This is a genomic window from Burkholderia sp. KL41, from assembly GCF_057005415.2.
On sequence record NZ_CM189268.1, the window covers coordinates 950,495 to 970,860 of the forward strand.

General features: G+C 63.1%; 20 protein-coding genes. 12 read left to right on the forward strand and 8 right to left on the reverse strand.

Annotation, left to right across the window (positions count from 1 at the left end; all coding sequences use genetic code 11):
• Positions 1-130: 130 nt before the first annotated feature.
• Together PQB87_RS38330 and PQB87_RS38335 are read right to left on the reverse strand one after the other, a co-directional pair.
• On the reverse strand, positions 131-433 hold the full coding sequence (locus tag PQB87_RS38330; RefSeq protein WP_489244557.1) for a hypothetical protein: 303 nt from the start codon (positions 431-433) through the stop codon (positions 131-133).
• Between the two features lie 12 nt (positions 434-445).
• A complete protein-coding gene (locus tag PQB87_RS38335; RefSeq protein ID WP_489244559.1) occupies positions 446-1,450 on the reverse strand; it encodes a lysozyme inhibitor LprI family protein in 1,005 nt (334 codons plus the stop codon).
• A gap of 411 nt (positions 1,451-1,861) precedes the next feature.
• Between PQB87_RS38335 and PQB87_RS38340 the strand changes: the two genes are divergently transcribed.
• Positions 1,862-2,635 (forward strand): TIR domain-containing protein, encoded by a 774-nt coding sequence (locus tag PQB87_RS38340; RefSeq protein WP_489244561.1) that lies wholly within the window; start codon positions 1,862-1,864, stop codon positions 2,633-2,635.
• Between the two features lie 169 nt (positions 2,636-2,804).
• Here the strand turns inward: PQB87_RS38340 and PQB87_RS38345 are convergent, their stop codons facing one another.
• A complete protein-coding gene (locus PQB87_RS38345) occupies positions 2,805-3,635 on the reverse strand; it encodes an oxidoreductase (RefSeq protein ID WP_489244563.1) in 831 nt (276 codons plus the stop codon).
• 94 nt (positions 3,636-3,729) lie between these two features.
• Between PQB87_RS38345 and PQB87_RS38350 the strand changes: the two genes are divergently transcribed.
• Positions 3,730-4,701: an AraC family transcriptional regulator gene (locus tag PQB87_RS38350; protein WP_111941905.1), complete on the forward strand. Its 972-nt coding sequence runs from the start codon at positions 3,730-3,732 to the stop codon at positions 4,699-4,701.
• A gap of 247 nt (positions 4,702-4,948) precedes the next feature.
• On the opposite strand, the gene PQB87_RS38355 is transcribed toward PQB87_RS38350, so the two are convergent.
• The 3 genes from PQB87_RS38355 to PQB87_RS38365 all read right to left on the reverse strand — a co-directional run bounded on the left by PQB87_RS38355 (position 4,949) and on the right by PQB87_RS38365 (position 7,487).
• Positions 4,949-5,638, reverse strand: coding sequence for an NUDIX hydrolase (locus PQB87_RS38355; RefSeq protein ID WP_489244565.1), 690 nt, complete (start codon positions 5,636-5,638; stop codon positions 4,949-4,951).
• A 281-nt stretch (positions 5,639-5,919) separates the two neighbouring features.
• Positions 5,920-7,125, reverse strand: a complete 1,206-nt coding sequence (locus tag PQB87_RS38360) for an MFS transporter (RefSeq protein WP_489244566.1) — start codon at positions 7,123-7,125, stop codon at positions 5,920-5,922.
• Positions 7,122-7,487 (reverse strand): RidA family protein, encoded by a 366-nt coding sequence (locus PQB87_RS38365; RefSeq protein ID WP_027792402.1) that lies wholly within the window; start codon positions 7,485-7,487, stop codon positions 7,122-7,124. The genes PQB87_RS38360 and PQB87_RS38365 overlap by 4 nt, the downstream gene beginning before the upstream one ends.
• Positions 7,488-7,626: 139 nt before the next feature.
• Between PQB87_RS38365 and PQB87_RS38370 the strand changes: the two genes are divergently transcribed.
• The 5 genes from PQB87_RS38370 to PQB87_RS38390 all read left to right on the forward strand — a co-directional run bounded on the left by PQB87_RS38370 (position 7,627) and on the right by PQB87_RS38390 (position 12,225).
• Entirely contained in the window at positions 7,627-8,445 is an 819-nt protein-coding gene (locus PQB87_RS38370) for a TrmB family transcriptional regulator (protein ID WP_059687477.1), read from the forward strand.
• 87 nt (positions 8,446-8,532) lie between these two features.
• Positions 8,533-9,390 carry a PhzF family phenazine biosynthesis protein gene (locus PQB87_RS38375; protein ID WP_489244568.1) on the forward strand — a complete coding sequence of 286 codons (858 nt, stop codon included), beginning with the start codon at positions 8,533-8,535 and terminating at the stop codon, positions 9,388-9,390.
• A 798-nt stretch (positions 9,391-10,188) separates the two neighbouring features.
• Positions 10,189-10,818 (forward strand): hypothetical protein, encoded by a 630-nt coding sequence (locus PQB87_RS38380; RefSeq protein WP_153491095.1) that lies wholly within the window; start codon positions 10,189-10,191, stop codon positions 10,816-10,818.
• A 1-nt stretch (position 10,819) separates the two neighbouring features.
• Complete coding sequence (locus PQB87_RS38385; protein WP_111941919.1) at positions 10,820-11,527, forward strand: hypothetical protein; 708 nt, start codon at positions 10,820-10,822, stop codon at positions 11,525-11,527.
• Positions 11,524-12,225, forward strand: a complete 702-nt coding sequence (locus tag PQB87_RS38390) for a hypothetical protein (protein WP_146756361.1) — start codon at positions 11,524-11,526, stop codon at positions 12,223-12,225. The genes PQB87_RS38385 and PQB87_RS38390 overlap by 4 nt, the downstream gene beginning before the upstream one ends.
• A gap of 41 nt (positions 12,226-12,266) precedes the next feature.
• On the opposite strand, the gene PQB87_RS38395 is transcribed toward PQB87_RS38390, so the two are convergent.
• Entirely contained in the window at positions 12,267-12,659 is a 393-nt protein-coding gene (locus PQB87_RS38395) for a hypothetical protein (RefSeq protein WP_489244570.1), read from the reverse strand.
• A gap of 732 nt (positions 12,660-13,391) precedes the next feature.
• Between PQB87_RS38395 and rbsK the strand changes: the two genes are divergently transcribed.
• The 3 genes from rbsK to PQB87_RS38410 are packed head-to-tail and all read left to right on the forward strand — an operon-like array spanning position 13,392 to position 16,788.
• Positions 13,392-14,318 (forward strand): ribokinase, encoded by a 927-nt coding sequence (gene rbsK / locus PQB87_RS38400; RefSeq protein ID WP_226143727.1) that lies wholly within the window; start codon positions 13,392-13,394, stop codon positions 14,316-14,318.
• A 41-nt stretch (positions 14,319-14,359) separates the two neighbouring features.
• Positions 14,360-15,733, forward strand: coding sequence for an L-fucose:H+ symporter permease (gene fucP / locus PQB87_RS38405; RefSeq protein WP_111941921.1), 1,374 nt, complete (start codon positions 14,360-14,362; stop codon positions 15,731-15,733).
• 2 nt (positions 15,734-15,735) lie between these two features.
• Positions 15,736-16,788 carry an aldose 1-epimerase family protein gene (locus PQB87_RS38410; protein WP_489244573.1) on the forward strand — a complete coding sequence of 351 codons (1,053 nt, stop codon included), beginning with the start codon at positions 15,736-15,738 and terminating at the stop codon, positions 16,786-16,788.
• Between the two features lie 34 nt (positions 16,789-16,822).
• Here the strand turns inward: PQB87_RS38410 and deoR are convergent, their stop codons facing one another.
• A complete protein-coding gene (gene deoR, locus PQB87_RS38415) occupies positions 16,823-17,593 on the reverse strand; it encodes a DNA-binding transcriptional repressor DeoR (RefSeq protein WP_104766998.1) in 771 nt (256 codons plus the stop codon).
• Between the two features lie 146 nt (positions 17,594-17,739).
• On the opposite strand from deoR, the gene deoC reads away from it, so the two are divergent.
• Together deoC and PQB87_RS38425 are read left to right on the forward strand one after the other, a co-directional pair.
• On the forward strand, positions 17,740-18,420 hold the full coding sequence (gene deoC, locus PQB87_RS38420; protein ID WP_059585868.1) for a deoxyribose-phosphate aldolase: 681 nt from the start codon (positions 17,740-17,742) through the stop codon (positions 18,418-18,420).
• A 397-nt stretch (positions 18,421-18,817) separates the two neighbouring features.
• The gene (locus PQB87_RS38425) at positions 18,818-20,320 is read left to right on the forward strand and encodes a catalase (protein WP_489245148.1); all 1,503 of its coding nucleotides are present in this window, start codon (positions 18,818-18,820) and stop codon (positions 20,318-20,320) included.
• The last annotated feature ends 46 nt before the right edge of the window (positions 20,321-20,366 follow it).

Consider the following 20,366-nt stretch of genomic DNA (forward strand, 5'->3'; position numbering starts at 1 on the left):
CGTCGGGCGTAGGTCTCTTCATGGCCGACTGCTGCCCGACGTAGGCGGCAGCACCCGACCCACAACGGTCCTTCGACCCTGCGCCACGCCAACGGCCGCCTCGAAGCTAGAGCAGCCACACACGTCTTGCTCACCACCCCGGAATCCCCGCTAACGTCGTAAGCGTGCCAACGAACACCGCGATGGCTGTCCAGAGAGCTGCATTTGCGTTCAGCGCCCCGCTTTGTTGATATGCTTTCTCAATCGCGACGCGCTTTTTCGATTCCTCTCCTGCGATGTATGACGCGTAATCCATAGGGTCTATCATCCCGCTCCACGGCGACTTTGTTTCGGGAATGATCTCAACTTTGCTTGCTCTGTACCAAAGCAAGGATGCGCGCAGGCCAACGAATAGAGTCGTGAAGGCAAGCAGCGTGGTTATCGGCTCTTTCATGTGGTCTTTACATCACAAGTCGATCTCTGGTTCGGGAGGATCGCCGAGCCTCATATTAGCCATCCAGTTGGACAACTCCTTAATTTGGCACTTGTACGCCAAAGTCCTGTTCGTGGCAGCAAATAGCGGACGGATGCTTCCAGTAATGAAATTCTCATCTTGCCATCCGATCCACGCATCAAAGTAGTGGCGCCACGCGCGATACATCGATCGAAACCTAGCACGCTGCCCATCTTCGGTTGAAATTCGCAATGCCCTCCTCACACGCGCTGCCAATATCGCACGGGTGTCTTGCGTTTTCTTCGCAGCAGACGTATTCATTTCATATTGTGTAAGAGGTCTGTCCTTCCAAACGGTCATCCAGAGAATCGCATCGATCAATTTGGCGAATTCTGCGATGGAAGTAAGTGCTAGCTTTGCATCGTCGAAGGCAACGATATACTGCGAGGCCGATTCATGCGCAAGAATATGGCGACGTTCAAATGTTTTGGCTAATCCAGCCCATAACGTTGAGACGTCCTCTATGATCGGACCTCCCGTCTGAAGCATCGCCCTTAATAAATAGGGATCTTCAACTCGTTTAGCCAGTGACTTCAGATCCTCACCGAACAACATTGAGAACGCTCTCTCCAAGCTGGCGACAGAATTAAAAGGAAGGACATGACTGACCAAATCTCCAACGCTAACGTTCTGTCTATGTAGCAGCGGCAGCACCTCAGCAACAGACATGAGTTTATCGCGGCCAAGCGCAAGCCCCCTCTCAAAATAAGGGGATCCGCTGTCGATAATCGTCGCCACCGTGACCTTAAAGTGAGTCTCAAGGGCTGATATCGCTGCTACCGGAAAGTGACGGTACAATTCCGCATCTGCCTCAGTTCCGAGTTTTGCGAGCGAACGCTCCAACGTCACCAATCGGTCCATCGTCTCGTAATACGAGCCCTCAACAAAGCCGTACCCTCTCCGAGCTTTAGCCTGAACAAGTTCGCTTTCGATATCTGTTGAGGATGCCTTTGCCATTTTTCTCAATACACGCCAAGAGTATTAGCTTGACAGAAGTAGCATTTCCGGCTGCCGGGGCCACTTTTCTGGTGTTCTACAAAAGACAAGTTGAAATCATACTCGCGACTGTCTCTTTGGCGAAACCACGAAGATCGATGTTGAAAGGGCTGATCCTCAAACAGTAGCTGCCATTCGACGGTCCGATCGCAGGGAAGGCGCACTACGGCTCTTGGCCGGAAGTCGCCGGTTGGCGCCGGTTGGCGCTCGGTGCGGCTCGACCGGTTGAATCCACCACCCGGATCTGCCACTCAACGATCCGACCAACTTGCCCGAGACCGGACGTCGAGTGAGCATGTGCTCGACGGATGGATCCTGCTGTAAAGTAGTCGTGACCACTGCGAATAACGTAGCGCCAATCAGGGAGCATGTATGGCCGAAATTCAAGCAACTCTGGCAAAACTGGCCGACCTATTGAAGGCGATTCAAAACGCCGCAGATGAGTTAGTAGGACTCGGCATCACAAAGCAGCCGCGACATCACCATAAGCGCAGCGACGTCGGTCATTACTTTGATCAGACATCGAAACACGTTGAAACCTTACGCGCCGCGATGCCAGAATTGTTCGGCGAGCTTCGGACGATCGACACCGAGCCGGACACTCCGATGGCAACTGATCCGCCATCAAATATGTACAGCCGCGCCCAGATGCTCGCACTCGCTCGCGACATCTCGCAGATCTTTGAGATTCGCGCAAATAGCGAGCTTGCAGCACCCGCAGCAGCAGAGAAGCCTCGTCGAGTGTTTATAACTCACGGCAATACCGAAGAGTGGCGCAAGGTTCAGCCGTTCATTGAGAAGGATGTGCGGATCGAGACCATCGAACTTGCCCAGGAGTACAACGGTCGTCAAACGATCATCGAGAAGCTGATCGCGAACGCGGATCGCTGCGACTCGGCCGTGATCGTTTGGACAGGCGACGATGTGGACGGCGCTGGGGTTAAGCGCGCCCGAGAGAACGTCATGCACGAGATCGGTTTCTTTCAAGGCCGCTACGGTCGTGGTCGTGTCATCCTGCTTCACGAGGAAGGCGTCAACGTTCCTTCGAACCTTTACGGTCTGGTCTACTCGCCTTTCCCTAAGGGAACCGTCGAAGCGTCGTTCCACCTTCTGCAGCGCGAGCTGACCCACCTCTACGGGCTTTGATTACAGTGTCTTGAGCACTCCCCAACGGTGCTCGTCACCTGTCCGAAAACCGACAGTCGCGAATGTCGGGTCGTGGCCGATCCCGGCCCCCTGACGAAGCAACAACGAAGCAATCCCAGACCCGACCTGACGCCGACTGCCTGACAGCTCACATCTCGACTTACGCCCTTCAACCATCCGTCGATACCGTCACCGCCTCCCACGCCCGGATTTCCTCGTCCAGCGCCGCGAGTTTGCCGCGCACGAGCCGCAGCGCATCGCTGCCGAGCAGCAGATGGGCCGGCGGATGTTGTGCCGCAACGACGGCGAGTATCGCCCGCGCCGCTTTCACCGGATCACCCGGTTGCTTGCCGCTCCTCTCCTCGCGCGCCTGGCGAATCGGGTCGAAGATCGCGTCGTAATCGGCGATCGAGCGCGGCGTGCGCATCATCGACCGGCCGGCCCAGTCGGTGCGGAACGAACCCGGCGCCACGGCCGTCACCGCGATGCCGAACGGCTCGAGTTCCTTGCCGGCGGCTTCGGAAATGCCTTCCAGCGCGAACTTGCTGCCGCAGTAGTAAGCGATGCCCGGCATCGTGATGTGGCCGCCCATCGACGTGATGTTGAGGATGCGCCCGCGCCGCCGCTCGCGCATGAACGGGACGACCGCCTTCATCATCGCCACCGCGCCGAATACGTTCACGTCGAACTGCCGGCGCATCTCCGCGAGCGGCGCTTCTTCCATGATCCCTTCGTGCCCGTAGCCGGCGTTGTTCACCAGCACGTCGACGGGCCCGACGTTCGCCTCGATTTCGGCAACGACACCGTCGATGCGATCGAAGTCGGTCACGTCGAGCACGCGCGCGAATGCCCGCGCGGACAGCGCTTCGAAAGCCTGCGCCGCCTGCGCGCTTCTCACGGTGCCGACCACCGTGTGACCCACCGCGAGCGCCTCCTGCGCGAGCGCGCGGCCGAAGCCGCTGCTGACGCCGGTAATGAGCATGAGGTTTGCGGATGCCATGTGAGCTTCTCCCGTATATCGATTGGAGCGTGCATACTAGTCTGACGAACCCCGTCGAATAAGCCCGATTCCGCTGATTTTCTTGCACAAAACTATGAGCCTCGAGCCCGCCTCCGCCCGATCCCCATCGCTGCCGCCGCGCGACCGGAAGCGCCTGGTGACGCTGCTGCGCGCGCTGGCGCCCGACGAAGGCTACAACCTGACGGCATTGCCGAGCGTGCGCATCCTGCGGTCGAACCGCGCGCTGTCGCGCACGCCGGTGCTGTACGACCCGGGCATCGTGATCGTGTGCCAGGGCTGCAAGCGCGGCTACTTCGGCGGCGAGCGCTATCTGTACGACGAGCATCACTACCTGGCGGTGTCCGTGCCCGTGCCGTTCAGCATGGAAACCGACGCCACGCCCGAGCGCCCGCTGCTCGCGCTGTATCTGCACCTCGATTTCACGATGGCCGCCGAACTCGCGGCACAGATCGACCGCGAAGGCATCGCGGAGCCCGTGCAGGCGCCCAGGAGCATGATGTCGACGCCGATGGATGCAACGATGCACGCGTCAGTGCTGCGTTTCGTCGAGGCGATGGGCCGGCCGCTCGATGCCGCGGTGCTCGGCCCGGCGCTGCTGCGCGAGTTGTATTTCCGCGTGCTCACCGGTGCTCAGGGCAGCGCGATGCGCAGCGCGCTGGCGATGCGCGGGCAGTTCGGCCGGATCGGCCGGTCATTGCGCGTGATTCACGCCGATTACGCGCAACCGCTCGACGTGCCGCAACTGGCCGACGCAGCCGGCATGAGCGTGCCGAGCTTTCACAGCCACTTCAAGGCAATCACGCAGGTATCGCCGATGCAGTACCTGAAGTCGACACGCCTGCATCAGGCGCGGTTGCTGATGGTGCGCGAGGACCTGACGGCGGAGGCGGCCGGCTACGCGGTCGGTTATACGAGCCCGTCGCAGTTCAGCCGCGAATTCAAACGCCTGTTCGGCCTGACGCCAGCGAAGGAAACGCAGCGCATGCGCGAGAGCTTCGCCATTCCGGCGGCATTCGACGATGCGGTGTTCGTGTCGTCGCATTGAATCGGGTACCGCGCCAGGCCCGCGCGCCGCATGTCGTCGGCCACATCCGGCCCCGCTGCCGATAGATGCGCGCGACGCTCGCGAAAAACGATAGCGCGGCGATCGCGCTGTCGAGCGCGGACATGAATACGCCGACCAGAATCGCGACGGCCGCAAAATAGCGGCGAGGGATGTCGAATCCGTCGTCGCCGAACGTTTCCGCGATCTCCATGAATCACCCTTGCCGGACGCAGGCCCGGTGCATGAACTAGGCGCGGCGCGCCGGCTCGCCGTGCGCGGCATCGCGTGCCAGGCCCGCGAGCGAATTCAGGATGAAGGCCGTCACGCCCCAGATGTCCTGGGTCTGCTCCGCCCAATACCACGCGCCCATGCGTTCGCCGTCCGTGTATTGGCGCGGCAGATCCGGATTCAGCAGCGCGGCGAACGGAAACTCGAAGATTTCCGCGACTTCCGCGGGCGCGGCCTCCCATGTCGCCGTTTCCGGCACGATGCCGATCACGGGAAAGATCGCGTGGTGGCGCTTTCTGGTTTTATGGATCGGCAAGCTGCCGACCACGCGGACCGCGCCGGGCGCGAGGCGGATCTCCTCGAACGCCTCGCGCAACGCGGTCGCGCCGATATCGCGGTCGGCTTCCGCCGGGCGTCCACCCGGAAAGCTCACGTGCGACGAGTATTCGCTGAGATTCGACGCGCGCCGGGTCAACAGGATCGTCGGCTCGCGCCGCGCGACGATCGCGACCAGCACCGCCGAGAATTTCCACTGTCCGTCGTTGTCCGCGAGGAATTGCTTCGCCGTCGGCCAGTCGGTGCCGGCAGGAATGCCGTGACCTTCGACGCCACGGACGATCGCGTCCAGCACGGCCTGCGGCGAGCCGGCTTCCGCGTGCGCGCTTGCCAACCCGGCGCCGGTATTCACGACGCCTCTGTCTGGTTCCATGTCTGCCTCCTGCGTGCGGCACCTGCACACGCTGCACGACACTGAACCCGACACGTGTTGCATGGGCACGGCGTCGTTGTGGTCAATCCGATGAACCGGTGTTCGCGTGCGATCGCAAATGACACGCGCGGGTGCGCGACTGTCTGCTCCGGCGTAAAAATATCCGCCAGCGTTGCGGATGATTGAATGCCGAAACCCGATCGCCGTCGATCAACGGAGAAACCGATCATGCACGAAAAAGCGGGATTCCGTTCGACCGCGCGCGCACGTCGCGTCCTCGCTCAAGCGACGGATGTCGGCTCGCTCCGCGCATCGATACTTGCCGACGCGGTTCCGATCCACCCGGCCGCCGCGATGGCCGCTGCCGTCACGATCATCATCGCGCCCCACCCGACCCGCGCGTTGAGCAGCCCGGCCGCCACGGCACCGCCGGCACCGGCCGCGTAGTACAGCGTCAGGTACGCTGCGCTCAAGGCCCCGGCGCGGGCCGGCTGAATCGCGACGACACGCGTCTGGTTCGCGACCTGCGCGGCAAAGCAACCGGCATCGAACAACGCCAGCCCGGCAGCCAGCCATCCGGGACGTCCGAGCGCACCGGCAAGGAGCAAGGCCGACACGGCCGCCACGACAAGCCCGCCCCGGATGACCGCGCGATCGCCGAATCGATCGGCGAGTTTTCCGGCAACGCGCGTCACGCCGAGGCCCAGCACGCCCGCGAGACTGTATGCACCGATCGCGGCGGCACCCAGGTTATACGGCGGCTCGGCCAGACGAAGCGCGAGCCCCACCCAGACCAGGTTGAACGCGAAGAACCAGAGCATGCCAGCGCAGGTACGACGCCTCAACGACGCACTGTCGCGCAGCAACCGCGGAAGCGCACCGATCGCGTTCGCACGGCCGGGCAGCCCTTCCGGCCGGCCGCCCGGCAACAGCACCGCACCGCCGACGGCGGCCAGCGCAACGCATCCGGCCAGCACGAGCAATGCGCCGCGCCATCCGCACCATTGCGACAACACGCCGCCCGCGAAACGGCTCAGCAGGATTCCCGCGGAAATGCCCGCCGACACGGCTCCCATCGCCACACCGCGCCGTTGCGGATCCGCGTGTTTTCCGGCGACGGCGCTGCATTGCGCCGCCACCGTCGTTGCCGCGCCCATCAGGAAAAACGCGGCATCGAGCACAAACGGCCCGGGCGACAACGACGCGCACGCGAGCAACACCGCGAGCGCGCCCATCTGCATCGAGACGAGCACGCGCGGGCTGAAGCGGTCGACCAGCGGCACCAGCACGGCGAGGCCGACCAGATAACCGAGCATCGTCACGGAGGCGAGCGCCGCCATGCGCGACGCCGCCACCCCGAACTCGCTCGCGATCGCCGACAGCGACGGCTGCAACGCATAACCGTTGGCGATCGCCACGCCGGCCGCCAGCGCAAGCGCAGCCGTCGCGGTGCGGGACAGCGGCCCGCGGTTGCCGGCGTCGGTCATGCCGCGGGCCTGACCGCGATCGCCTCGACTTCGACCAGGATCTCCGGATCGACGAACGGAAGCGCATGCACCAGCGAAAACGCCGGCCGGATATCGCCGTAGATCTCCCCGTGCGCGCGTGCGGCGGCTTCCCAGTTGTCGAAGTCCGCGACCACCAGGCGGCTCTGGACGACGTCGGACAACGAGAACCCGCTGTCCGCCAGCACCCGGTCGATCGTCGCCAGCGCATCGCGTGTCTGCGCATACACGTCCGCGCCTTTGCCGGCCGTCCCCGAAATGTAGATGGTGTTGTCGACGACCACCGCGCGCGAGTAGCCGACCTTGGGCTCCCACGGGGAGCCGGTGCTGATCCGTTTTCGCATGTTGAAGATCTCTCCAGTCAGGTTGAGAAGCGTCGCCTACTACTTGGGTAGTAAGTTGGAGCGATTGTATACTACTCCAGTAGTTAATCAAGCAGGCCCATGCAAGTCGCCGTGGGCGCAAGAGCCGGAGCCGATACACATGAGCGAAAACACGGAGCTGATCACGTCGTTGATCCGGCTTGGATTTACCCAGTACGAAGCGCAGGCCTACGCGGCCCTCGTCGGGCAGGCCGCGCTGACGGGGGCGGAAGTCGGCCGGCGCGCCGGCATGCCGCCTTCGAAGATCTACGAAACGCTGGGCCGCCTGGAGGCGCGCGGTGCGGTGCTCGTCAACCGTTCCGAGCCCGTCCGCTACGCGGCCGTGCCCCACCGGTCGTTGCTCGAGGATTTGCGCAAGCGCTTCAATGCGGATCTCGAAACGGCCGCGGGCGCGCTCGACCGGCTGCCGGTTCAACAGGAGCCGGGGCTCGTCTGGTCGCTGAGCGGGCGGGAAGCGATCGCCAGCGCCTTCGCGCGCGTCATCGTCAATGCGAAAACGCAGATCTTCGCGGGCGTCTGGGACGAGGAGATCGACGCCCTCGGGCCGCTGCTCGAGGCCGCCGCGGCACGCGGCGTCGACACGCACGTGGCGATTTACGGCAATCGCACGCTCAACGGGCCGCGCCACTACGACATGGCCAAATGCGGCGCCAGCGCGCGGCTCAGGCTGTCCGGCCGCCGGCTCGCCGTCGCCGTGGCGGACAACACCGAGGCCGTGGTGGCGGAATTCGGCGATCATTCGCCCGATCACGCCACCTTGACGACCAACCCGGTCATTGCGCTGCTCGCGGTCGAGTACATCAAGGCGGACGTGAGCGGGCGCGTGTTGATCGATGCAATGAGCCCGGCGGAGTACCGGAAAGTCCTGAAGCATCCCGACATGCAGGCGATGCTTGCACCGCTCGACAAGGCGAGCTGACCCATACGACCCTGCGCGGCTGCCCGCGCATCGCGCGGCGCGCACTCCACCCCGGTACGTGAATCACCCCACTGACGCGAGCGTCCAATGACCGCCTATGCCTTCCGCCTGCTGAACGTATTCGCCGAATCGACGTTCGGCGGCAACCCGCTTTGCGTATTCGAGGATGCGCGCGGCATGGACGACGCGACCATGCGGGCGCTCGCCGTGCAGTTCAACCTGTCCGAAACGACCTTCGTGCTGCCGTCGGAGCGCGCGCATGCGCGGGTTCGCATCTTCACGCCGGGCTACGAGATGGCCTTTGCCGGCCATCCGACGCTCGGCACCGCGCATGTCGTGCGCGACCTTCTGGGCGCGGGCAACGAACTCGCGCTCGAATTCAAGGCCGGCGTGGTCGACGTCGGCGCGCACGGCGACGTGTGGACGTTTACCGCGCCGCATGCCGGCATGCCGAAGACGGCGGCTTGCGAGTTGTCCGATGCCCGGACGGCGGCCCTGCTGGGGCTGACGGAAGACGACCTGCTCGCCCCGCCAATCTGGGTCGATACCGGCGCCGACCAGTTGCTCGTCGCGCTGAAGGACCCCGCCGCCGTGCGCCGCGCGCAGCCCGACAGCGCGGGCATCGGCATCTGGCCGACCAGCAGCCTCGGCCGCAAGACCGCGTATGTATTCGCGTTCGATGCCGAGCGGCCGGGCACGGTGGTGTCGCGTTACTTCTTCGTGAAACAAGGCAGCGTGTCGGAAGACCCGGGGACGGGGTCGGCCTGCGCGAACCTGGGCGGGTGGCTGCTGGCGATGAACCGCGACCAGCCCGCCGCGTTTCAGGTCGAGCAGGGGGAAGCCGTCGGTCGGCCTTGCCTGCTGCGATTGTCGGTCAGTGCAAACGGCAAGATCGGTGTCGGCGGGCGCGTGATCGAACTCGGGCGCGGCGTCGTCAACGTGTAGGGGCGCCGAATGCAGCTATCGCCGCGTTCCTCGGGCGCACAACGTTCGCGAATACGCCGCTGCGGTGACGATTCTGCGATTGTTGTTCCGCAGCGGCCGGTTCGGCGCAACCCGTACGTCACCTGTCATCGACCTGCTGGAAGGCGAAATTTCAGAGGAAGCTCAGTCGCCTTACGGCATCATCACGGTCATCCCTGCTTCACGCAGCGCACGGTAAATCCCTTGGATCTGCTCGTTGTGCAGCTTGACGCTGCCGATCATTGCAATCGTTCTCATAGCGCGGTGCTGTCTCCCCCGGTCGCGCTGCGGCTAGTGCAGGGAAGATCGGACACGGACAGCCCATGAGGGAAACCTCGAGCCAGCGCAACTTCGACACGCCATCGCCCCGCTCGAGCGACGTTGATCAGATCGATCCGCACCTAAAAGTGCCAGACCTATTTTCATCGATGAATAATGTCCGCTTCGTTTCCTGTATCGGCGGCACGCATCCCCTGCACCTGACCCGGAATGGATGATGCCGGGAAATCCTTTCGATCAACGAGTCGGCAAGCCGCCGATCGAAGCGCGGCAACGAGCCGCTGCGGTGACGCAAGTCCGTCTCGCCAACCTCGACTTGACAATTTCGAGTCACCATCATCGGCGCGTCCCTCGTCCATGGACCGTGGACCGGGACTGCGGATTTAGTATCTAGCCCCAATTACTCGACCCAATGTGTTGACAAAGTGTTGACAGAACCGGCAAAGAGCGAAAAAATCCGTCCATCGTCCATGGACTGTGGACACATATCATGTGCGACTGATGAAAAGTCAAGACATCCTGTTGCTGCTCAAGCTCGTGTCACTGGAGCGGCAAGCGCATGCTGCGGACAAACCCGCCAACACGCCACTCCGTCGCGGCCGAATTGCCGAACTTCTTACATTCGGCGTGCTCGATGAAGACACCGGCAACGCGTTGCCGGACCTCGATCCCTACAGCGTACGCGGCCTGTCCAGCGCCACCGGCATCAGCAAATCCGAAGTGAGTAACGCACTTGGGCGCTGCTATGCCAACGGCCTCGCCAAACCTCAACGGCATGGCGGCGGTCCAACCGTCAATCGGCGCGGCCTTGAGGAATTCCTCTCGTACGGCATCAGGTTCGTATTTCCCGCTCAAATGCAGAGTCTCACACGCGGCATTCCAACAGGACTCACTGCCCCCATTTTTGATGGCATCCTGCGCAGCGCCGGGGAGCATGGGCCGGTCTGGCCGGATCCGCACGGCGAAACGCTTGGTCTCGCCGTGGAACCGCTATACAAGACCGTCACGACTGCGACGCGTGACGACGAAACGCTGTATAAGCTGCTGGCCATAGTCGATTCGATCCGACTGGGTCAACCGCGCGAGCGCAAACTCGCGATCACCCAACTCCACGGGCTCTTGAATTTCTGAAATGGCAACCCTCGACGACTACAAAGCAATGATTCGAGCGGTTGCAAATGCAATCGGCCCGGAACTCTGTCAGGAAATAGCATTTGTCGGTGGCTGCACGACGGCCCTATTGCTGACCGATCTCTATACGAAGCAACAAGTCAGGCACACCGATGACGTTGACCTCATCGTGCATGTCATGAGCTATGCCCACTGGGAGAACTTGAAAGAGCAACTCCGCCAAAAGGGTTTTCGGGAACAACCAGACGAAGACGCACCGATCTGCGCCATGTTCCTGGCAGGACTGCGCGTCGACTTCATGCCCGATGATGAAGCCATTCTGAACTTTGGGAATGCTTGGTACCGGGACGCGCTTACCAGTGCGGAAAGCCATGATATCGGCGAAGGCGTCACGGTGAGAATTGTGCGCCCCGCACACTTTGTCGCCACCAAACTTGCAGCTTATCTCTCACGTGGCAACAATGATCCGTTGGACAGTCATGATGTTGAAGATATTTTGACGTTGCTCGATGGGCGCCCCGAGATTGCCGACGAGATATTGGCTGCAGACGCCGAAATGCGCACATACATCGGTACGCAACTCGCAGCGCTGCAGGAGCACCGGGATTTTGAATATGCGATCGAGGCGGCAAGTAACGGAGATACTGCGCGAGAAGAAGTGATTAGCCAGCGCGTCGAGGTCCTCGTCTCCTTTGCGAAGCTCACATGAATGACCGAATCCCTGTTATCTGGCAGTGGTACAGCACACAAGGAGCGACGTGCTCCGAAAATCGGGATGCCTGCGGCATCTTTGAATCCGAAACCTACACGTTCTCTATCGTCATGGATGCCGCCCCTCGCGGTGAACGTGGCGTCCAGTTCAATGCATGCTGGATCGCCCAGGTGCTTGATCGTATGAGTCCTGACCTGCCGTCGATAGCTTCCGTCCTTTCGGCACTTCATGAGGCTCAACAGCATCTTCGGGCCGAGCGCTACTTCGCCGAGAAAGCTTCGTATATCGCCTTCCTGCTTCCACGCGATGCACAAGAGGCATATGCCTTTTGCTGCGGCGATTGCACACTTGGCCTCCGATCACAAGATGGGAGCATCGAGTGGCTGACCCGCCCGCATACGCTGATAAATGCACTGGAGGAACTCGGTATGGAAGTGGATGCATCGAAGCGTCACACGGTCACACGCACGCTGAATGCGAGGCGATTCGACGAGCCAGAAGTCCAAGTGATTTCCGCGAATGCTTCTGGATCGTGGGTGCTGGCGACAGACGGCTATCGATACCGCGAAACAGACGGCGCCAACAATCCGAAGGACGATTGTAGTTTCCTGCTTATAGATGGCTGTTTAGATGCTGACCATGCGACCATTCCTTCCAACCTGATTGTTCGGTCATCCCCCCACGCACTGAGATAAGGCAGGCCAGGGATACTGACGTGATCATGCAAACGCCTCCCTCATCCGGGTGTCGAGATCATTCGTGATGGCGCAAGCGAAGGGCCGATTTCAGCAGCGGCCAACCGTTCGAATGCCTCCGCGCAGTTGATGATGAACGTCTTGAAGTCACCGAGTGCAACCGGACACGAAGGACAGTTTGGAGTTGGCCAGACTGCTGCCGAGTGGCAGCGCGACGTGCCCTGTCCATCATTAAGCATACGCCCCAAGCCATTGCCGGTTCCATGCATCGAGAAGATTGCGGCGCAGGTCAGTTCATTGTTCTGGAGGCGTCCTGACTCAAGTTCATTAAGTGTACGAACCTCCGCGGTGTGCCGCGCACCAAACGACAGGACGATCAAAAGGTGATGCTCAATGCGTGATTGTTCGTTGTTGCATTGATTGCAGGCAGGCACCTGTGCTCTCCGATGGCAGGAAGAAGCCCCGAGCGATCACGTGGTCGCACGTGTCGGGCGCACCCTCGCGGCCGCAGTGTACGCAGCGCTCCCCTCGATATCGCTTGCTGCCCATGTCGTTGCCCTGTACTCCCAGGCGTTGGGTTCAGTACTTCGCGACTACGCTTTCCGATAATTTTGCTTTCGTGATAAAGCTTCGTTTCCTCGGAAAAACCGGTGCAGCCGATCACCGCGCCGAAGATATTCCCGCCAATCGATGCCTGGCAAGGCTCAGCAGGAAATCGCGCTTCAACAAAAATTGTGTCTAGCGGCAAGACTGCGTCAACTCAAGCTCTAACCCAATACGCAGTTTCAACTCATGTGGTGTCGCAATTGGTCGATCGGCGGAGCTTCCCGGGCGTGCGGCCACCTGCGCTGGTCAGTTCACCGCGCCGATCTTGCCGCCGGGGATTGGCCGCGAACCAAGGCCTGGCAAGACGCAATGTCCTGCGCCCGCGTGCTGCAGGGGGCCGGGGCAGAAGCGAGCGTTCGATCAATACAACTTTCGTTGAAATTTAGACACGACTTTAGTTGTGTGAGCGACCGCATCCACATCGCACATCGCGCGCCGATGCGTAACCCTTCAAACATCATGTGATTGCATTTTCACATTCAATGTGATTTTATTATCACATCGTGCATGCCGCCGCCCACCACCCGCGCGGCGCACCCCATACCAAGGAAGAGACGCAGATGGAGACAATCGCCGTTATCGGCAGCAACATGGTCGACCTCGTGACCTACGTCGCACGCATGCCCGCCCGGGGCGAAACGCTCGAGGCGCCGAATTTCGAACTGGGCTGCGGCGGCAAGGGCGCGAACCAGGCGGTCGCGGCCGCCCGCCTCGGCGCGCGCGTCGTGATGGTCACGAAGGTCGGCGACGACGTGTTCGCCGACAACACGATCCGCAACTTCGCGCGCGAAGGCATCGACACCACGCACGTGCGCAAGGTCGCCGGCGTGCCGAGCGGCGTCGCGCCGATCTTCGTCGAGCCCGATTCGAGCAACAGCATCCTGATCGTCAAGGGCGCCAACCGCCACCTGACGCCGGCCGACATCGACGCGGCCGCGCCGCAGCTCGCCGAATGCGCACTGATCGTGCTGCAGCTCGAGATCGAGCTCGACACCGTCTATCACGCGATCGATTTCGGCGCACGCCACGGCATCCCGGTGCTGCTGAACCCCGCACCCGCGGTCGCCGATCTCGATTTCGAGCGGATCCGCACCGTCGAATTCTTCGTGCCGAACGAAACCGAGCTCGCGATCGTGTCGGGCATGCCGGTCGATTCGCGCGACACCGCGGCACGCGCCGCCGAAGCGCTGGTCGCGCGCGGGCTGAAGCACGTGCTCGTCACGCTCGGCAGCGACGGTTCGCTGCTGGTCTCGCGCGACGGCGTGCGGCACGTGCCCGGCGTGCCGGTCGACGCGCGCGACACGACGGGCGCCGGCGACGCCTATATCGGCTGCTTCGCGCGCTGCTACGCCGCATCGCGCAACGCGCTCGACGCGATGCGTTACGCGTCCGCGTATGCCGCGCATTCGGTCACGGGCCTCGGCACGCAGAAGTCATACGCCGACACCGCGACGTTCGAACGCTTCCTCCGCGACGCCGGCATCTGAACGGCGCCTTCATCGACGAGACAACCAGGAAGGAGACACCCATGGGCCGAGCCAGAATCGAACACACACCCGACGGCTATTACCTGAACCGCACGCCGCTCTTCGCCTTCACGCTGCTGTGCTGCCTGTTCGCGCTGTGGGGCACCGCCGCGAACCTGAACGACGTGCTGATCGCACAGTTCAAGAAGTCGTTCTTCCTGTCCGATTTCGAATCGGCGTTCGTGCAGTCCGCGTTCTATCTCGGCTACTTCTTCCTCGCGATTCCCGCCGCGACCGTCGTGAAGAAGTTCAGCTACAAGACGACGATCCTGGTCGGCCTGCTGCTCTACACGACCGGCTGCCTGCTGTTCTTCCCGGCCGCGTCGATGGCGAAGTACGGGATGTTCCTCGTCGCGCTGTTCGTGATCGCGGCAGGCCTATCGTTCCTCGAAACCGCGTCGAACTCGTATTCGACGCTGATGGGCCCGCGCGAAACCAGCACGCGGCGGCTGAACATCTCGCAGACGTTCTATCCGTTCGGCGCGATGGCCGGCGTCTACATGGGCAGCTTCCTGATCTTCAAGGAAGGCGATGCGTCGCACGCGCAGCTTGCCGCGATGTCGGCGGCCGAAGCCCACGTGCACCAGCTCGCGATGATCCAGGCCACGCTCGAGCCGTACAAGTGGCTGATCGTCGTGCTCGTCGCCGTGTTCATCGTGTTCGCGCTCACGCCCTACCCGGCCTGCAAGGGCAACGGCCCCGGCGCGGCCACGCACCGGATCGACGCACGCGGCACGCTCGCGCGCCTGTTCGGCAACCGGCGCTTCGTCGCGGGCGTCGTCGCGCAGTTCCTGTACGTCGGCGCGCAGGTGGGCGTGTGGAGCTTCACGATCCGGCTCGCGATGCAGATCGGCGGCCTCACCGAGCGCGGCGCGTCGCACTACCTGCTCGCGACGTTCTTCGCGTTCTTCGTCGGCAAGCTGGTCGCCACGCTCGTGATGAAGCGCGTCGGCCCGGCCAAGGTGCTGATCGTCTACGGCATCCTGTGCATTGCGCTGCTCGCGTACACGATCAGCGTGCACAACATCACGGCCGTCTATGCGGCCGTGGGCGTGAGTGTGTTCCTCGGCCCGTGCTGGCCGACCATCTACGGCCTCACGATCGACGGGCTCGGCAAGGACACCGAATACGGCGGCTCGATCCTCGTGATGAGCATCGTCGGCGGCGCGGTCGTGCCGCTGATCCAGGGGCTGATCTCCGACCACACGGGCGGCAACATGCAGCTCGCGTTCGTCGTGCCGCTCGCCTGCTTCGTCGTGATCGTCTACTACGGCTTCTACTGCCTGCGCCACCTGCCGGCCGCGACGCCCGACACAACCGCCGACGGCCACGCATCCGCGCGCTACGCCGCCACGCGCAACACGTCGGGAGCATGAGCATGCGAGGCGAAATCGAACTGCGGCGCGACGACTTCCGCGACACGCCGCGCACGCTGTACCGCACCGACGGCCTGACCGTCACCGCGTTCGCGTATCCGTCCGGCGTCGAGGCGCTGAAGCTCGAGAACCGGCGCGGCCATCTCGTCGTGCTGCCGTATCTCGGCCAGATGATCTGGGCCGCCGCGTTCGACGGCCGCGACCTGACGATGAAGCACATGTTCCGGCAACCGAAACGCGCGGCTTCGATCCTCGATACCTACGGCTGCTTCATGTTCCACAGCGGGCTGCTGCGCAACGGCTGCCCGGGGCCGGACGACACGCATGCGCTGCACGGCGAGATGCCGTGCGCGCCGATGGACCGCGCGAGCCTGGTCATCGGCGCGGATGCGCGCGGTGCGTTCGTCGAAGTGACCGGCGAGTACGAATACGTGCAGGGTTTCGGCAGCCACTACATGGCGCGTCCGTCGGTGCGGCTCACGGAGCACGACGCGCAGATGACGATCTCGATGGACGTGACGAATCTCGGCGGCGCGCCGATGGACCTGATGTACATGGCGCACCTGAACTACGCGTATGTGCCCGGCGGCCGTTTCGTGCAGTCGCTGCCGCACAACGGGCTGCGGCTGCGCGACAGCGTGCCCGCGCACGTGAAGCCGACCGCCGCATGGCGCGACTACACGGCCACGCTCGCGCGCGAACCGCAACGGCTTCACACGCTCGATGCGCCCGCGCTGTACGACCCGGAGATCGTGTTCTTCATGAACGAGGCGGAAACGGATGCCGGCGGCGTCGCGCATTTCCGGCTCGAGCATCCGGACGGCGGCGCATTCCACACCGCGTACCGCCCCGAGCAATTCCCGCATGCGACGCGGTGGATCCTGCACAACGCGGACCAGCAGGTCGCCGCGTTCGCGCTGCCGTCGACCTGCGAGCCGGAGGGTTATCAGGCCGAGCGCCGCAAGGGCCATGTCGCGACCCTCGCGCCGGGCGCGACGCGCCGCTTCGAAGTCGTCACCGGCTACCTGAGCGCGGCGGAAGCCCGCCATGCCTGAGGCGATGCAAAGCGCGATGCCCGCCCGCGCGGCGTCAGGTCACGAGCGCGATCCCGTGTTCGCGGATCGCCGTTTCGTAGCGGCCGCTCAGTTGCCCGTCCGAGATCACGTAGTTGAAGTCGGTCAGCTCGGCGAAATAGGCCGCGCGCACTTCGTCGAACTTCGTGTGGTCGACGAGCAGGAAGCGGTTCTGCGCGCGTTCCATCACCTTCTTCTTCGCGTCGACTTCGTGGAAGTTGAAGCAGGTCACGCCGCAGCGGTCGCTCACGCCGGCCGCCGAGATGAACGCCTTCGACACGCGCACGGTATCGAGGATGCCCGTCTCGGCCACCGACTCGAACACCATGTTCTTGCGATGGTACGCACCGCCGCACAGGATCACGCTGCAATGCGGCTTCTGCTGCAGCTTCGCGAACACGTTCAGCGAATTGCAGACGGCGGTGAATTCGAGGTCGTCCGGAATGAAGTCGACGACGAACGGCGTGGTCGAGCCGCAGTCGACGAAAATGGTGTCGCCGGTCGTCACGAACTGCGCGGCCAGCTTGCCGATGCGGCGCTTCTCCTCGGTCTGCCGGTTGTTCTCGGCGCTGACCACGTACTCGCCGATGTCGCTGCGCTGCGCGGCGAAGTGGCGGGTCACGTAGCCGCCGATCAGGCTGAGGCCGTGCGGGTTGTCCGCGAGATCGCGGCGGATCGTCATTTCCGATACGCCGAACAGCTCGGCGACTTCCTTCAGATGAATCGCGTTCTGCCCTTGCAGCACGTTCATCAGCGTCTTGATTCGTTCGCCCTTCTTCGTTTCCATGCCAGTATCCTGCGTGCGCGCCGCGTCCGTCGCTTGTCGTGCCGGGCGCGCAGGCCCGGCCGGAATGTCGTATTTGTAACAAACCGATGTGAAAACATCAACTTTCCGTGTGCCCTTCCGGCACACGATCCGTGGAGTCCTGAAACATGCCGCTTTCCAACGCCCAACTCGCTCAAACCATTGATCACACGCTGCTCGCGCCCGACGCGAGCGACGCGCAGATCCGCGACCTCTGCCGCCAGGCGGCCGAGCATCGCTTTTACTCGGTCTGCGTGAATTCGGCGAACGTGCCGCTCGCCGCGCGCGAGCTGGCCGATACCGGCGTGCTCGTCTGCGCCGTGGTGGGTTTTCCGCTCGGCGCGGGGCTGTCGGCCGCCAAGGCATTCGAAGCCACCGCCGCGATCGCGGCGGGCGCCGGCGAGATCGACATGGTAATCAACATCGGCGCGCTGAAGAGCGGCCGCGCCGACGACGTGAAGGCCGACATCGAAGCCGTGCACCGCGCCTGCGGTGCGGTGCCGCTCAAGGTGATCCTCGAAACGGGGCTGCTGACCGACGACGAGAAGGTGCGCGTGTGCGAGATGTGCCGCGATCTCGGCGTCGCGTTCGTGAAGACGTCGACCGGGTTCGGCCACGGCGGCGCGACGCTCGCGGATGTCGCGCTGATGCGCCGCACGGTCGGCCCCGTGCTCGGCGTGAAGGCATCGGGCGGCGTGCGCGACCGCGCGGCCGCGCTGGCGATGATCGAGGCCGGCGCGACGCGGCTCGGCACGAGCTCGGGAGTGGCGATCGTCACCGACCAGGGCGGCGGCGAATCCGCGTATTGACGACGCGGGACGCTGACGGCTGAAGTGGTGCGGGCGCGGCGGCGCACCTCGTGCCGCCGCCGCTGCTACCGCGCGCGTTGTCGATCATCTCCAGCGGCATTGCAGTCGGCATGGTCGTCGCGTCGTCGATCCGGTTCCATGCACGTACCGCGCGGCTTCAGATCGATGGAGCATCCGTGGCCCGTATCGCGTTGACTTGCTGCCCGGCAACTGACCATAAAATAACTTAGTTAACCGAATCATCCGCAAGAACCAACGATCACCTATCACTCAATTAGGGAGATTCAATTGGCATCGAGCATGTCGACGAGACTACAGTTCGGCGGGGTCTTCCCCCGAATTTCATCCAAGGAACCTCATCGATATGTCAAACACCGCGAATCGCTTCTTGCAGAGCATGATTGCCGCGGCCTGCGTCGCATTGGCCTCTTCCTCACACGCTGCCGAACTGACGCGCGACAACGGCTCGCCCGTCGGCGACAACCAGAATTCGCAGACAGCCGGGCCGAACGGGCCGGTGCTCCTGCAAGACTCGCATCTCATCGAAAAACTCCAGCGCTTCGATCGCGAACGCATCCCCGAGCGTGTCGTGCATGCCCGCGGCACCGGCGCGTTCGGTGAATTCGTGCCGAGCGCCGACATCAGCGACCTGACGACGGCCAAGGTCTTCACGCCCGGCACGAAAACGCCCGTGTTCGTCCGCTTCTCGACCGTGATGGGTTATCGCGGCTCGCCCGAGCAGGCACGCGATCCGCGCGGTTTCGCCGTGAAGTTCTATACGGAACAGGGCAACTGGGACCTGGTCGGGATCAACCTGCCGATCTTCTTCATCCGCGACGCGATCAAGTTCCCGGACTTCGTCCACGCGAACAAGCCGAGCGCGGTCACCGGCGTGCAGGATGCGAACCTCGCGTTCGATTTCTTCGCGCATGCGCCCGAAGCAACCAGCATGCTGACCCGGCTGTACTCGATCGAGGGCATGCCCGATTCGTACCGCAACATGGACGGCTACGGCGTGCACGCATTCAAGTTCGTCAACGCCGACGGCAAGTACACGTACGTGAAGTTCCACTGGAAGAGCGCGCAAGGGATGCACGGGCTGCGGCCGAAGGACATCCCCGGTTCGATCGGTGCCGACTGGAACCTGATGACGAACGACCTGTACGGCGCACTGAAGGCGGGCAACGCGCCGAAGTGGGATCTCTATATCCAGGTGCTGAAGCCGTCCGAGCTCGACGCGTTCGACTTCAACCCGCTCGACGACACCAAGGTATGGACCGGCGTGCCGGAGCGCAAGATCGGCACGCTGATGCTGAACCGTGTGCCGGACAACTACTTCGAGTCGACCGAGGAATCCGCCTTTGCCCCGTCGCGGATGGTGCCGGGCATCGAGCCGTCGGAAGACCGGATGCTGCAGGGCCGGATGTTCTCGTACGCCGATACGCAGATGTACCGCCTCGGCGCGAACTTCAACCAGTTGCCGATCAACCGTCCGCGCGTGCCCGTCACGAACAACAACCAGGACGGCGCGATGAACTTCGGCGACCGCAAGGGCGAAGTGAACTACGAGCCGTCTGCGCTGAACGAACTCGCGCAGAACCCGCGGTACAAGTCGGTCCAGACGCCGCTTGCCGGCACGACGCAACAAGCCGCGATCCGCAAGACGCTGAACTTCCGGCAGGCGGGCGAGTATTACCGCATGCTGCCCGCACAGGAGCGGCAGGATCTGGTGACCGCGTTGTCGGGTGACCTGAACCACGTGACGAACGACGCGAACAAGTACGCGATGCTGTCGTACTTCTACAAGGCCGATGCGGACTACGGGACGCGCCTGGCGCGTGCCACGCACGCCGACCTGACCCGCGTGAAATCGCTCGCCGACAAACTCGTCGAGAACTGATCGGGCAATCCCGCGAAGGCTGCCGGTGCGGCCTTCGCGTCCCGAC